Origin of the sequence: Tundrisphaera macrotermitis, from assembly GCF_051175315.1 — a bacterium.
Lineage (GTDB): Bacteria > Planctomycetota > Planctomycetia > Isosphaerales > Isosphaeraceae > Tundrisphaera.
The window spans coordinates 3882564-3897700 of the sequence record NZ_CP195100.1 but is presented as its reverse complement, the minus strand read 5'-3'; the positions used below and the strand labels follow the sequence as shown (position 1 = coordinate 3897700).

10 protein-coding genes are annotated in these 15137 nt (G+C 71.0%); 4 read left to right on the top strand and 6 right to left on the bottom strand.

Going from position 1 to position 15137, the window contains the following annotated elements; all coding sequences use genetic code 11:
* Positions 1-256 precede the first annotated feature (256 nt).
* Positions 257-2716, top strand: coding sequence for a DUF1549 domain-containing protein (locus TA3x_RS15700; protein WP_435015596.1), 2460 nt, complete (start codon positions 257-259; stop codon positions 2714-2716).
* Between the two features lie 64 nt (positions 2717-2780).
* Here the strand turns inward: TA3x_RS15700 and TA3x_RS15695 are convergent, their stop codons facing one another.
* The 4 genes from TA3x_RS15695 to TA3x_RS15680 form a co-directional block, all read right to left on the bottom strand.
* Positions 2781-3005, bottom strand: coding sequence for a hypothetical protein (locus TA3x_RS15695; RefSeq protein ID WP_435015595.1), 225 nt, complete (start codon positions 3003-3005; stop codon positions 2781-2783).
* A gap of 128 nt (positions 3006-3133) precedes the next feature.
* The gene (locus tag TA3x_RS15690) at positions 3134-4204 is read right to left on the bottom strand and encodes a glycosyltransferase (protein WP_435015594.1); all 1071 of its coding nucleotides are present in this window, start codon (positions 4202-4204) and stop codon (positions 3134-3136) included.
* Complete coding sequence (locus tag TA3x_RS15685) at positions 4194-5027, bottom strand: phytanoyl-CoA dioxygenase family protein (RefSeq protein WP_435015593.1); 834 nt, start codon at positions 5025-5027, stop codon at positions 4194-4196. The genes TA3x_RS15690 and TA3x_RS15685 overlap by 11 nt, the downstream gene beginning before the upstream one ends.
* Positions 5028-5894: 867 nt before the next feature.
* Entirely contained in the window at positions 5895-6575 is a 681-nt protein-coding gene (locus tag TA3x_RS15680; RefSeq protein WP_435015592.1) for a nucleotide exchange factor GrpE, read from the bottom strand.
* A gap of 183 nt (positions 6576-6758) precedes the next feature.
* Between TA3x_RS15680 and TA3x_RS15675 the strand changes: the two genes are divergently transcribed.
* Entirely contained in the window at positions 6759-7628 is an 870-nt protein-coding gene (locus tag TA3x_RS15675; protein WP_435015591.1) for a hypothetical protein, read from the top strand.
* Positions 7629-7743: 115 nt separating this feature from the next.
* Positions 7744-8991 carry an aldo/keto reductase gene (locus tag TA3x_RS15670; RefSeq protein ID WP_435015590.1) on the top strand — a complete coding sequence of 416 codons (1248 nt, stop codon included), beginning with the start codon at positions 7744-7746 and terminating at the stop codon, positions 8989-8991.
* Between the two features lie 46 nt (positions 8992-9037).
* On the opposite strand, the gene TA3x_RS15665 is transcribed toward TA3x_RS15670, so the two are convergent.
* Both TA3x_RS15665 and TA3x_RS15660 read right to left on the bottom strand, forming a co-directional pair.
* Positions 9038-10534, bottom strand: coding sequence for a hypothetical protein (locus TA3x_RS15665; protein ID WP_435015589.1), 1497 nt, complete (start codon positions 10532-10534; stop codon positions 9038-9040).
* Between the two features lie 464 nt (positions 10535-10998).
* Positions 10999-12309: a hypothetical protein gene (locus TA3x_RS15660; protein ID WP_435015588.1), complete on the bottom strand. Its 1311-nt coding sequence runs from the start codon at positions 12307-12309 to the stop codon at positions 10999-11001.
* Between the two features lie 260 nt (positions 12310-12569).
* Here TA3x_RS15660 and TA3x_RS15655 point away from each other — a divergent pair, with 260 nt between their 5' ends.
* On the top strand, positions 12570-15092 hold the full coding sequence (locus tag TA3x_RS15655; protein ID WP_435015587.1) for a hypothetical protein: 2523 nt from the start codon (positions 12570-12572) through the stop codon (positions 15090-15092).
* The last annotated feature ends 45 nt before the right edge of the window (positions 15093-15137 follow it).

Below are 15137 nucleotides of genomic sequence, written 5' to 3'. Positions count from 1 at the left end.
CTCGTCGCGCCCACTCTCTTCGATCGGCAAACCGCCATTGTTCCGAGCCGGGCCCCCTTTGTCCAGCGTGTAGTTGCCCGGAACCCGCCGGGAATCCGGAACGTCGGCCCGTTGAAAATGTTAAATTTCGCTTGAAGATCATGGGGAACCGCGGGTATGGTCGGGATCCTACGCTGGATTGCTGCGCCTGGCCTCCCCCGCCGAAGGCGACGACACGCCCGCCCTCCGAACTCAACCTTCCCGCTGGAGCGACCGCATGCGAGCCCCTCGCCATCGAGCCCTCGCCGCCCTGCTCTTGGTGTCCAGCCTGGCCGCCCCCCCGGCGCCGCTCGCCGCCGACGAGGCCCAGCCCTCAACGGTGGTGATCGAGCCCGCCGATGCCACGCTGGTCGGGCGCCGCGCGACCCGGCAGCTGATCGCCACGGCGACCGACCCTGACGGTTCGGTCCGCGACGCCACGCGCGGCCTCCAGTGGATCAGCGAGCAGCCGGAGGTCGCCACGGTGACCGACAAGGGCCGCGTGATCCCCCGCGGCAACGGCACCGCCACGATCATCGCCCGGGGCGGGAGCGTCGACGCGAGGGCGACGGTGGTGGTCTCTGGGATGGAGAAGCCCGCGCCGGTCAGCTTCCGGCTCGACGTGATCCCGGCCCTCAGCCAGGCGAACTGCAACATGGGGGCCTGCCATGGCACCCCCACCGGCAAGGGCGGGTTCCGCCTCAGCCTCCGCGGCTACCTCCCCGACCAGGACTTCACCACCCTGACCCGCGAGGTCGAAGGGCGGCGGATCAACTCGGTCAACGCCGACGCCGGGCTGATCCTCACCAAGCCCCTGGGCCTGGTCCCCCACGAGGGGGGCATCCGCCTGTTCCGCGAGACCCCCTCGCATGTGGTCCTCCGCGACTGGATGGCCGAAGGGGCCCACGATGATCCGTCGGCCTCGCCGGCCGTCCGCCTGGAGATGCGCCCCGGGGCGCGGGTCCTGAACGACGCGGCGAAGACCCAGCAGGTGAGCGTCGTCGCCTTCCATGCCGACGGCTCGTCGCGCGACATCACCCCCCTCTGCTATTACAACTCGTCCAACACCGACATCGCCGACGTCGACGCCGACGGCCACGTGACCTTCAAGAGGCCCGGCGAGGCGGCGATCATCGCCCACTACCTCGACCTGGTCGCCAACGTCCGGCTCACGCACCTGGTCCAGGTGCCGAGCTTCCAGGTGGCCGAGGTCCCCCAGGATCATCCCATCGACCGCGCCGTGTTCGCCAAGCTGAACCGGATGCGGATCGCCCCCTCGGAGATCTCGACCGACGCCGAATTCATCCGCCGGGCGTCGCTCGACGCGATCGGGGTCCTCCCCACGCCCGAGGAGGTCCGGGCGTTCGCGGCCGACACCAGCCCCGACCGCCGGGCCAAGCTGATCGATTCCCTGCTGGCGCGGCCCGAGTTCGTCGACTTCTGGACCCTCAAGTTCGCCGACATCCTCCGGGTCAACGGCCGTTTAATCGCCCCCAAGGGGACGTATGCCCTGAACCGCTGGCTCAAAGGGCACCTGGAGCGCAACACGCCGCTCGACCAGGTCGTCCGCGACCTGCTGACGGCCAACGGCTCGACGCTCCGCAACCCCCCCGCGAACTATTATCGGATCAGCCGCGACCCGGAAAGCTCGGTGGAATCGACGGCCCAGCTCTTCCTGGGCGTCCGGATCCAGTGCGCCAAGTGCCACAACCACCCGTTCGAGCGCTGGACGCAGGACGACTATTACGGCTTCGCCGCCTTCTTCTCGCGGGTGAAGCGGAAGCCGGGCGGCCTGCCCGGCGACGAGATCGTCTTCGCCTCGGACGATGGCGAGGTCAAGCAGCCCCGGACCGGGCAGGCGATGAAGCCCAAGGCCCTGGGCGGCCCGGTGTTCGACGACAAGGAGGCCACCCCGGACATGGCCGATCGCCGCGCCCGGCTCGCCACCTGGCTGACCGGCCCCGGCAATCCGTTCTTCAGCAAGAGCATGGCCAACCGGATCTGGTTCCACCTGATGGGCCGGGGGGTGGTCGAGCCGGTCGACGACTTCCGCGACTCCAACCCGTCATCCAACGACGAGCTGCTGGAGACCCTGGCCACCGACTTCGCCAAGTCCGGATACAACCTCCGGTCGCTGGTCCGCGAGATCATGACCAGCCGCACCTACCAGCTCGCGTCGAGGGCCAACGAGCTGAACGCCGACGACACGGCCTACTTCTCGCATGCCTATACCAAGCTGCTGCCGGCCGAGGTGCTGCTGGACGCCATCTCCACGGTCACGGGCACGACGACCCCGTTCGATGGCCTGCCCCGCGGGGCCCGCGCGGTCCAGATCCCCGACGGGAAGCTGGAGAACGCCTTCCTCAAGACGTTCGGCCGCCCCGCCCGCGAGCTGGCCTGCGAGTGCGAGCGCGAGAGCGACGCCAACCTCTCCCAGGCGCTCCAGCTGATCGGCGGCGCGACCGTCAACGGCAAGCTCCGCGACGACAACGGGCGGATGGCCCGGCTGGCCAAGTCGGACCTGTCGCCCGAGCAGATCGCCCGAGAACTCTATTTCGTGGCGCTGGCCCGCGACCCGGACGCCTCGGAGACGGCCGCCGCCGTCAAGCACATCACGGCCACGCCCGACCGTCGCCAGGCGGTCGAAGACCTCGGCTGGGCGCTGATCAATTCCAAGGAATTCCTGTTCCGGCATTGATCGGCCGGACCGCCGATGCCCAGGGCCCGCCGATGGCGGCGGGCCCTGACGTCCTCGGATCGGTTCAACGATTGGTTTCCTGGATCCGGCCCGCCTGGAGCAGTTTGGCGTCCCGATCCTCGTCGCCGTCGGCCCGGCCCTGCTGGGCGAGCCGCGTCTGCTCGGCGACCTCGGCCTGGCTCGGGTGGGGAGGACCGGACTGGCCCTGTTCTGCCTGAAGATTGGCGTCGGAAGGCGGGACCTGGCCCTGCACGGCTTCCGTCATCTTGTGCGTCCCGGGCTGGTTCATGGTGGCCTCTCGGTGGGTGGGCTCGCGATTGGCGACGGCCCCGCGCCGTCGCCTCCGGGCCACCCGACCCGCAATCCCCATGCCCAGCCAGATGCCTTGCCCGGCCGGCTGATCCCGACCGGTCCGCCTCACTCAGCGGCGGGGGCTTCTCGCGAGGCGCGGTATTCGAGCAGGCGGGGCGCCCGCCCGGCGAGTCGGTCGGCCAGGTAGGTGGCCTGGCCGGCGAGGTGGGCCCAACTCGCCGCCACGATCGCCAAGCCGTAGGCCAGCCGGAGCCCGAGGCCATCGACGCGGTGTCGGACCTGCCGCGCCATCCGGGCGACCTGGAGCGGGTAGACCATCGCGGCGGCGAGGCCGCATGCGATCGGCGAGGCATCGATCAGGCGGGGGCCGACCGCGGACGCGGCGAGGATCCCCGCGGGCACCGCGACCCCCCACACCCAGGCCGATCGCACCCGCCGGCGGTATGGCCCGGACGGCCCGGGGAATCGTCGCGCGATGTCGAGGGCGGCATACCCCTGGCGGGCGTGGCGACGCCACCAGGGGCCGATCGACGCCTCGCCCATGTCGTGACTCGTCATCTCGGCGTCGATCCGGTCGATCCGCCAGCCTCGGTCCCGCAGGCGGTGGCACAGTTCGGGCTCCTCGCCGACCGGCAGGTCCCTGGCATAGCCCCCCGCGTCGCGGTAGGCGGAGATCCGGAACGCGGCGTCCCCGCCGCAGTCGTCGACCGAGCGGCCGGGCGGGACGTCCCACTCGATGTCGAGCAGGCGGCGGAACACCGAGCGTCCGGGCTCGCGCTCGCGACGGCGTCCGCACACCACCGCGAGCCCGGGGTCGGCATCCAGCGCCGCGACGGCCCGGCCCAGCCAGCCGGGGTCGAGCGTGCAATCGCCGTCGATGAACATGACGTAGTCCAGCCCCGGGGCCCTCTGGGCGAGTCGGTCGACGCCGGCATCCCGGGCCCAGGCGGCGGTGAACGGCGGGCCGGACGTCAGGCGGACGACGTCGGCCCCGAGGTCGAGCGCAACCCGATCGCTGCCGTCGGTCGACCCCGAATCGACGTAGACGAGATGGTCGATGCCGGCGATCGACTCCAGGCATTCGGCCAGCCGGGGCCCTTCGTTGCGGCCGATCGCCACGACGCCGATCGCCGCCCGGATCGGCGTCGATCCGTCGAGTCGAGAATCAACCGCCATGCTTGGGGGCGCGGCGGGCGACCCGCCAGCGATTGATCCGGCGGAGCCAGGCCGGTGCCCAGGGGCAGCCGATGCCGAGCACCCACGCCTTGCGGCAACGATCCGAATTGTTGGGGCCGGTGCCGTGGAGGGCCCGGGGATGATGGATCGTGGCGTCGCCGGCCCCGAGCGGCACGCAGGCGACGCTGGCCGGATCGACCGGGGTTTGCAGTTCGAGCGACGAGGTGCGGTCGCCGTGCCGCCAGGCGTGCGACATCAGCGGGCCGATGTGGCTCCCGGGGACGAACCGGATGGTCCCCCCCAGCTCCGTGACCGGATCCAGGGCGATCCAGAAATACACCATCGACCGGGGTTTGCGGATCTGGCCGTTGAGGTCGTAGACGGCCTCATCCTGATGCCAGGGGGTTTCGCTCTGGCTCCCGGCGGGCTTGTAGATGGCGGCGTCCCAGAGGATCTCGGCGGGACGCCCCAGGAGTTCTCCGGCGAGTGCGATGGCCCTGGCCATCCCCCGGGTCTGGCGGAGCGACGGCCGGAGCGAGAGCACGTCGCGGATGGCCGGGATGTTGCCCGGTCCGCCGTCGCCGCCCCGGCGATCGAGGTCGTACGCGTGGCCGGCGGGGAGGTTCGCATAATCCTCGAATAAGGCGTCGATCTGGCCCCGGACCTGGTCGACCTCATCGGCCGCGAAGAGGCCCCGCTCGACGACGAAGCCATCATTCGGCAGATCGGCCCAGATCTTCGCGTGGGAGGGACCCGGGTCGTGCAAAAGGGCGACCGGCCGATTATCCTCAGGATTCATCATCAATTCCCGAGTCTCCATCATGATCGATCCCTGCCCGAGGTCCGTTGGATCGTGGGGAGCCGGGGACGGTTTGATCTCATGATCGAAGGCTAGAGCAACCGCCGTGGGCCATCGGGGACAGGCGCGACCGCCGTGGGCCGCAATCCGTCACAATTGAGGGATTATAACCGAGCATCCCTTCGCGGCGAAACGCATCGTCGATCATTGATACAGGGGTTTGTTGCGATCGGGCATCACCGACGTCTCGAAAGCGAGCGGGGCCGGATTCAAGGATCCTCCGATTGTCTTGGGGCCGGGGCGGCCGGGCTGGACCCGGGCCCTGATCGGGTAGGGCCTGGGCGGTGTGAGTCGGGATCGGTTCGCCAGCGTCGAACAGGACCCGGTCGCGATCGAACGGGCCGGGGCGGGCCGGAGTGCGGCGAGATCGGCGGCGGAGGCATTCAGCCCTCCGTCGGTCGGGGCGAGGTCCGTAGGCATGGCGAACCCCCAGGCGTTCGCGGAGCGAGACGAATCCCGCCTGATCGGGTTGATGGGCGGAACTGGCCGAGGGTCCGGCCTGCGCCCTGATCTGTCCGGATATCTGCCCGCCCCGGAGGCGGGCGACGATGGCCTCGCGCCGGGCTTCCGGCAGCGATGCCAGGGCGGCCTGCGCGGCATCCGGCTCGACGAGCGTCCCCGAGGCGGGCGGACGGGTCGGGGTCGAACCAGGGGACGGCCCGGACGGCGGCCGCAGCCTCGTGCTCGCGTCGCCTCCGCCCGGCGATCCCGGCGATGATCGCCCGGTTTCGGACGGCGCGGGAATGCTTCCGATTCCATGGGCCTCGCGACCTCGGCCTGTCGTCCCGTCGGGGAGAGGACAACGGCCGGCGGGCCCGATCCCAGGTTTTGCTACGGATCGCGTCGCGGGGGCGTGGCGTGGACCGCGACAATCTCGGGCCGGATCACCTTGTCGCCGGCCTGGAACCCCTTGCGCAGGCGGGCGGCGATCGTCTTGGCCAGGGCCGGGTCGTCGTTGGGCATGGTGGACAGGGCACGCTGGCGGCGGGGGTCGAAGGCGTCCCCTTCGAGGCTGAACGGCTCGACCCCCTGGCGGTAGAGGATGTCCTCGATCCCCTGCCGCACCGAGGCGAGCCGATCGTCGTCGCCGGCCCCCATCTTGCCGATGTCGTCGTGCAACTGGATCAGGTCCATGAACACGGGGCGGAGGATGCCGATCAGGAGGCCCTGCTTGTATTCCTGCAACTCGGCGTGGAGCCGGTCCACGACCTTCTCGCGAGTGCTCTCGGCGCGGATCTCGCGATCGAATTGCGTCCGGAGTTCGTCGAGCTTGCCCAGGATCGACCCGCCCAGGTTTTGCAGAGCCTCCAGGACGGGGGCCGCGTCGACGCCCGTCGTTGGCCCGCTGGCCGTCGGCAGTTCCCGCTCGATGATCGGGTCGTCGGTGGCAATCGTCTCCTCGACGGCGGCCGGGATCACGAAGGAGACTTCGGGCGCCGGGCCCTCTGGGGCGGCCCCCGGCAGCTCCTCCGGGATCGAAGTGACTTCGGACAGCTCCGGATCGTCCATCATTGCCCCGATCTCGCCCCGAGAGATCCTGATCCCGCACGATCGACCCACCATAGAGGGGGGATGACGCGAAGGGAAGGGTCCGGTCTTCGCGACCGGCGTTCGATGTCGCTCGACTCACGGACCGGGCCATCCCGGCCGATACAATCCGCAGGACCATCCCTCCCATGCCGGAAGGTTGCCTCGATGCGCTTGAGTTGGGCCGCACTGCTGTTCGTCCTGATCGCCTTGCCCGGATGCACGGGGGCCCGGCTGCGCCAGCGGACCACCAACCTGGGGAGCACCCTGCCGGCGCTGCAGTATCAGCAGGTGCTCGATAATCTGGCCGCGTTCTCCGCGAATCCGTCCGCCCTGCCCTGGCACATCAGCCTGCGCGAGGGGACGACGCAGATCACCGACTCGATCTCCGGCGGGGCGCTGGTGGACATCGACCTGGGGGCGACCGAGCCCCAGCTGTTCGGCACGCGGACCGCCGTGGCCCAGTGGGGGATGTCCCCGGTCATCGAGCCCACGGCCCTACGCCTCCTGCGGATCGCCTACCAGCGGGCCCAGGGGCAGGACAAGATGCCCAGCCCCGAGTTCCTCGACGAGCTGGCCCACGAGTTGAAGGGGCAGATCGCCGACAACGCCGACATCCAGCAGGAGACGGCGGCCTTCTTCGCGGCCCAATATCCGTCCCGCGACCACTCACCGCACGCCCTCGACCGCGCCGTCGTCAGCACCAACGACGAGCGGTTCTTCACCGACCCGCGATCGCCGATCGAGGAACGCTCCCCCCTGGCCCGCGACACCTCGCGCCAGGTGGAGATCATCCTCCGCGAACTCGCAGCGATCCGCCCCGGCTGGTATCGCACCGGACGCAAGCGGGACGTTCCGCGGGACGCCTGCTTCGTCGGGCACTCCGGATCCTGCTACGTCTGGGTCGAGGCCGATGGACGCGAGGCCCTGACGGAGTTCACCCTGACCGTCCTGAGGCTCTCCGAGATCATCAAGGAGACGCAGACCCTCATCAGCCCGGGATCGGTCAAGTTCTCCCCCGGCGATCGGGGCGGTTGAGGCGGGTCTCCAGCATTTGTCCAACAATGGTGGGCATGGGCTCCGCATCGGGTTAGGATGGCCGGGGAGCCCATCATCCGCCCGATCCGGCCCCGTCCCGCAGGAGTCGAGAGCGATGTCCCGAGAAGAAACGCAAGCGACCGATCGCCGCACGTTCCTCCAGGCCGGCGCGGTGGCCTCGGCCGCGACCCTGGCCGCCGGCTCGGCCGCGACCGCCCAGGGGCCGGCGGCCAAACCGGCCGTCCTGCCGATGCGGAAGCTGGGCAAGACCGGCGTCGAGATCACGATGCTGGAGATGGGCTCCGGCGCCCTCCGGGAGCGGGGGACGCTCGACCGGATGATCCGCCAGTCGTTCGCCGCCGGGGTGCGGACGTTCGACACGGCCAAGGTTTATGGCACCGAGCCCGGCTTCAGGCGGTGGTTCGAGCAGTCGCCCGAGGTCCGCAAGCAGATCGTCCTGGTCACCAAGGACGAGATCGAAAGCCCCCGGCAGATGCTCACCAAGGTCGACGAGCGGCTGGAGGCCCTAGGCACCGATTATCTCGACTTCTACTTCATGCACGGGCTGGGCGACAAGGAGAAGAGCGTCGACGAGTCGATCGAGTACGCCCGGGGCAAGGAGTTCAAGGAGACCGCCGAGGCCCTGAAGAAGTCGGGCAAGGTCCGCTTCGTCGGCTTCTCGACGCACCACCCCGCCCGGGCCCAGTTGCTCCAGGCGGCGGCCGAGGCCGGGATCGCCGACGCGATCATGCTCCAGTACACCCCGTGGCTGGACAAGGATTCGCCCCTGAACAAGGCGATCGATGCCTGCCATGCCCGGGGGATCGGCCTGATCTCGATGAAGCAGGTCGCCGGCCAGTTCACCGACGCCCTCAAGGCCAACGTCCGCGATGAGGTGGCCCGCCGCCTGCCGATGCTCGCCGAGAAGAAGCTGTCCCCCTACCAGGCCCTGCTCCACGCGATCTGGACCGACGAGCGGATCAGCGGTTCGTGCGTGTCGATCAAGTCGACCGAGCAGCTCCGCGAGGACTCCGACGCCGCCCGGCGCTATGAGCCGATGAAGATGGCGGAGATCCTCCAACTCCGCGACGTCGCCCTGTCGTTCGGCCCGACCCTGTGCGCCGACTGCGACGGCCGTTGCTCCGAGGCCGCCGGCACGAAGGCCGAGCTGGGCAACCTCACCCGGTTCCTCACCTACCACGAGCACCACGGCATCCGCGCCGAGGCCCGCCGCCAGTACGCCGCCATGGACGAGGCCGCCCGCGACTGGTCGGGCGCCGACCTGGAAGCGGCCCGCGCCGCCTGCCCCAACAAGCTCGACTTCGCCCGCCTCCTGCCCGAAGCCGACCGCCACCTGGCATGAATCCAAGAGGGTCGGCCCAGCGGGATCCGGGGGCCGACCGCATCCATCACGAACGATCCTTCGAGGCTGCCCGGGCCTTGCCGGGCCCGATCACGAGCGGGCCCAGGGGGGCCGTCGGGATGGCCTGCCCGCCCTCGCGGGTCCATCCGGCCGGCTGAGTCGCCGCGATGACCCGATAGACCCCGGGTGCCAGGGGCCTGGTCGTGGCCGTCCAGGACCCGTCGCGCCCGACCACCGATTTCGCGACCAGCACCAATCGATCCTGGCCCCGGGCGGCGGTCAAGCGAATGGTCGCGCCCGGCTCGGCCGTCCCGGCATAGGTGGCCTTGCTCCCGGAGAGGACCGGGCCGTCCGGCTCCGCCTTCAGGGTCTTCTGGTCCAAACCCGGCGCCCCGTCGCCCAGGGACGGGACGATGTGGCGGCCGTACCACCGGGCGACGCCGAACTTGCCCGAATGGACGACCCCGGCGGGGGTCAGGTTGAAGTAGTCGGCCGTCCCCGGCACGGGGACCTGGCCCCACAGGTTGTAGACGCCGGCGTTGGTCCCACGGTCCTGATCGGCCGGGGTCTGCTGGTAGAAGACCTGCGCCGAGTCGACCCCCTTCGGGATGAAGACCAGGGGATCGCGGGCCCGTGACTGGTAGTTGTCGATCGCCAGCTTGGCCATCCAGCCCACCGGCCCGGCCGTGCTGTACTGGCGGCCCGGGAAGCGCGGGTTGGCCGCGTGCGGGTCCAGGAGCGTGTCCTGGAGATACCCGGCCTCGATCTCGGGGCGGCGCGACCGGATGACCCGGACGATGGCCTGGGTGTTGACGACCGCCCCCTCGCTGTGGCCGATCAGGTGGAGGTCGACCGGCTCGCCGTCCGGGAAGCGGTCGGCCGATCGACGGATCGCCCGGGCCAGCCGGGGCGCCTGCTTGGCCGCGGCGCCGGGGGTGCTGCTCTGGGCGACCCAGTTGAACACGAGGACGCGGTCGTAGCCTTCCTCGCGGAGCTTGCGGGCCATCTGCCGGGCCCAGGGCGGGCCGTGCTTCTTGTCCTTGGTGGACTGGAGCCCGCCGTGCGTCACCACGGCCATCGACGCCTTGCGGAACGAGGCCACCTCGCCCGCCTGCCCCGCCGTGGATGACCCGGGGTCGGCCACGACCAGGACGAAGGGGCGTTCCGGCGCGATCGCCAGCCCGCCCGCGACCGGGATCGTCATCCGATGGCGGCCGGGCTCGGTCGAGGGCCGGCCCGCATCGTCGAAGGCGGGCAACGCCACCGACGGCCCGACCTGGCGGTCCCCGGCGTCGAAGGCGGGGTCGGCCGAACGGAACACGCCGATCAGGGGCGTGGGGCCGTCGGACGGGGCGGCGTCGTAGGTGATCGTCACCCCCTTCGAGTCGGCCGTGGAGGCCGACACGAGCGAGATCGTCGACAGGAGCTGGCGGAGGTCGAGCCGCTCCGCGGAGGGGGAGATCGCCCGGCGGCGTGGCCGGGTCTTCGAGGATCGCAGCAGGCGGATCCGACGGAGCCGCGACAGGACGGGACCGATGGGCATCGGCGGAAACCTCGGGCAGCCGGGTGCGGAGAGGCCGATCGCAGAGGATGCTCGCAACCAGATCCGCAAGTCATCCCACCCGGTGGGGCCTCGCGAATCCGCCCGGCATCCCTGCAACGCCCCCCGCGATCACGCGACTGGCCAGCCCTCCCGGCTGCCTATCCCATCCATCGGTGCCGGGACGATTTTGCGTGACCCGAAATCAAGCTTCGAAAGGTCCGCCGGGCCGGCGATGCGACAGGACCATCACACGTCATCCGACCCGGCCGTCCCGCCCTCCCGTCCCGGATCCGCTGCATGCGATTCGACGAAGCCGACGCATCGCCCGATCGGTTGGGGCGGATATTTGGCGAACCTCGGATCGGCGCCGGCGAGCCGGCAAAGGAGGAATCGCGACCCCTTGCCGGAGATGACCTCGCGCATGTAGCCGCATCGTTCGCAGAGGCTGGCCGGCCGGGTGCCGATCATGGCCGGGCCTCGTCGATGATCCCCTGCCGCTCCAGGAGCCACAGGACGGGCCGCTCGATGAGCAGGGGCGTGGGCAGGGGCTGGGGGGCGTCGTCCCGGTCCGGGGCGGCGTCGCCGAGGGCCGAGCAGGCGAAGAAGCGATGGTTCGGGAAGTGGGCATCGACGTAGTCAAGGAACCCGGTCGCCCCCCATCGGCGGAGGGCCGATTCGACCTCGTCGTGGACCAGGCCGTCGAGGTGGCGGTCCGGGGCACGATCCGGGACGGATCGGGCGAGGTCATGCAGCAGCGTGCCGGGCTCCAGGAGGTGGCCCCAGCGGTCGAGCTTGTTGAGCACGATCGCCAGGGGCGTCCGGACCGGGCTCCGGGTGAAGCAGGTCGCCAGCTTGCGGATATCGCCCAGGTAGTCGGCCGGAGGGACCCGGGTCTCCTTCTCGGTCAGCCGGAGCCGGCGGTCGTGGGCCACGTCGGGGATGCGGAGCGGGTCGAGCAGGAACAGGAGCCCCCGGGCCTGGGTGAACTGCTTCGCCTCGTTGCGGAGGAGGTCGAAGTTCATCTCCCAGTCCTCGCCCGCCGTGTCGAAGAAGGAAAGCAACGCGTCCCGCCGCCTCCCCTGGCCCTTCCCGGAGCGGGCCGACACCCGATAGGCCAGCGGTTGCAGGATCCGCCGATCGGTCTCGATCGACGGCGTGGCCGGATGGCTCCGGCGGGTCGCGTCGTCGTCCGCCCCCTCGCCGACGCCGAGGTGCGAGCCGCCATAGGTGAGGTCGTGGTACTCGCGCCCGTACCGCTCGCCGATCTCGTCGGTGAGCGGGTCGAGCGTGAACCCGCGCGCCGGGCCGACCCGGTGCTCCAGCTCGTGGATCAGGACGGCGACATACGTCGTCTTGCCGACCGACTGGGGCCCGAAGATCGCCACGTGGCCGGTGCGATCCGTCACCACAGCGTCGGGCAGCCGGCCGTGGCAGCGCGGGCAGAGCCGGACGTCGGTCGGCTTGCGGCAATTCGGGCAGGTCACGGAGGCCGGCAGGATCATCCAGTCGAAGAAGCGGCTGATGCCCCGCCTGGCGTCCCGGATTGGGTCGGTCCACCACGGGCTCCGCAGCGCCGCGCCCCCCTGCCCGCCCATCCACCGGGGCCCGAACATCGCCTTCGAGAGGATCGGGTCCTCGATCATCCGGCCGAAGTCGATCTTGCAATAGTGGTCGTCGCACCGCATGTGCATCTCGCACGCGGCGAATCGCTCGAAGCAGAATGGGCAGCGGACCCTCCGGAGCGGGTCCAGCCGGGTCAGCCAGTCCAGGGGCATGGGTCGTCCACGGGGCGACGGGTCGGTCCGGCGTCGGGGGCACGACCGCCCCCCGACCCCGCCGAGACATCCGTCGAGCATAGCGCAGGCGGGCGGGATTGTCACGGCAAAGTTGACCGGCCCGCGCGGCGGGGAATTTCGCCGACCCTTTGACCTCCGCCGACCGAACCCATATGACATATTTACACCGATCCGATGCGGGGCGGCCCGCGCGTCGTCGCGTGGGTGCCCCGCCCACCGCGGATCAGGGGATTCTCGCCATGAATGCCGCGTGCATCCTGCCGGGCCGATCGGGCCGCGCCCGGCGCCGGCCCCGCCCGATCGCGATCGTCGAGCGGCTCGAAGGTCGGGAATTGCTGGCCGGCGCCGGGGCCCTCGACCCGGCGTTCGGCGGTGGCCGGGGTTTCGTGAACACACCCCTCCCCGGATCGCCCGCCATCCTGTCGAACGTCTCGATGTCCGGCCTGTTCGCCCTCCCGGACGGGAAGGCCGTGGCCGTGGCCGTCGTCACCACCAGCGGCCTCAGCCTGGCCAGCGGCGTCACCAGCAGGCTGATCCTCGCCCGTTACGATGCCGACGGCTCCCCGGACTCCGGCTTCGGTACGGGCGGCCAGGTCGATGTCGCGATCCCGTTCAGCACCGTCTCTTCCCGGTCAACGTTCGCGAGGAACCAGATCGGCAGAGTGGTCGCCATCCAGCCGGACGGCAAGATCCTCGCGGCGGGCCGGTTGCAACTGGGATCCCCGTTCTCGCCCGATGCGGGCTCGACGTTCGCCGTGATCCGGATCAACGTGGACGGGTCGCTCGACACGACGTTCGGCAGCAACGGACTCGCGGTCTATCCCCCTGGCGCCCGGGAATCCCCCTCGGCCGGCGTCATCGAAGCGAGTGCCATGGCCCTCCAGCCCGACGGCCGCATCATCCTGGTCGGCGGCTCGGGCCAATCCTATGCGGCCGTCCGCCTCAACCCCGAAGGCTCGCTCGACACCGGCTTCGGGGTGAACGGCACGGCGACGGCCGACCCCGGCCTGTACAGCTCGCCGACCCGGGTGGCGATCCAGGCCGATGGCGGGATCATCCTGGCGGGCCCGGCGGACACCAGGCCCAGCATCACGGATCCCAGTTTCGCCGTGATCAGGCTCGCCGCCGACGGCCGGGTCGACACCACCTTCGGCGGCCCGGCCGCGCCCGGAGGGGTGGTGATCCTGCCCGGTGACCAGGGCGACCCGAGGTCGGTCCTCTCCGCCGATGTCGCGGGGCTGGCCGTCCAACCGGATGGCAAGATCGTCCTGTCCACCGAGGAGATCGCCTCGATCGGCGGCCTCCCCTATGCTCAGGCGCTGCACCGGCTCAACGCCGACGGGACGCCCGACGCTTCGTTCGGGCAGGCCGGCCTGCTGAGCACGACGTTTGCCGGTCCCCTGGGGATCCAGGCCGACGGCCGGATCTTCGTGGGCGGGGGCGTCATCACCCTGGCGTCCGTCGAGGGCGGCGTCACCCGCAGGGCGTTCGCGGCGGCCCGATTCAACGCGGACGGATCGCCCGACGCGAGCTTCGGGGATGCGTCTTCCCCAGGGCTGGCCCGGTATGATCTCGGGGCGGCCGTCCGATCCGCCGAGGTCGCCGCCCTGGCGGTCCAGTCGGACGGCAACATCCTCCTCGCGGGCGCGGCGGGCTCCGCGGATTCGACCTCCCTCTACTCGCGATTCGCGGTGGCGCGGGCCCTCGGATCGGCCACGCCCGGGAGGCCCGCCCTGCCCCCTCCGCCGGCCCCGCCGGCCTCGTTCGACGGCTCCGGCCGGACCAACCTGGCGGTCTACCTCCCGGAAGCCGGCGCCTTCGCCTACCGCCCCGCCTTCGGCTCCCCGGGTTCCAACGACTGGAACATTCCATTCGGCATCGCTGGGTCGGGAAAGTCCATCCCCGCCGCCGCCGATTTCGACGGCATTGGTGTGACCCAACTCGCGGTCTACTTGCCGTCGCAGGGGGCCTACCTGATCCGCCCCGGCGACCGCGGCCCCGACCGGACCGTCCCGATCGGACTCCGGGGGGCCGGCCGGTCGATACCCACGCCCGCCGACTACACCGGCGACGGCAAGGCCGACGTCGCGGTCTACCTGCCATCGCGGGGGGCCTTCCTCATCCGGCCCTCCGAGGGCGGGCCGGACCGGGTCGTGCGGATCGGCACGAAGGGGACCGGCCGGTCGATCCCGGCACCGGCCGACTACACCGGCGACGGCCGGGCCGACGTCGCCGTCTACCTCCCGGCGAAGGCCGCCTTCCTGATCCGACCTTCCGAGGGGGGCCCCAACCGGCTGATCCGCATCGGGCCGAAGGGGGTCGGCAAGGCGATCCCCGTGCCCGCCGACTACACCGGCGACGGGCTGGCCGATGTGGCCGTCTACCTTCCGGCCCAGGCCGCTTTCCGCATCCGCCCATCCGAGGGGGGCTCGGATCAGATCGTCGCGATCGGCGTCCGGGGCCCGGGCCGCTCGATCCCGGTGCCCGGCAACTACTCGGGGTCGGTCCGGACCGAGCCGGCCATCTACGACACGCAGGCCGCCGCCTTCACCTACCGGCCGGCCTCCGGCGGCCCCGACCTGATCGTCCCATTCGACCCGTCGGGCCGGGGCCGGGCGATCCCGGCCGCCGCGACGCCCGCGACGCTGGCGTCGATCCCGAAGAAAAGGACGGCCCGGCCCCATCCCGGAGGCCCATCCGCTCGGGCGATCGCGATGGGTTGGCACGCGAGTGGGGATGCCCGGCGGCCCGCGATCCCGTAAAATCGGAGGATCGGACCACCGCCACGACCCGCCAGCCCCACGCAC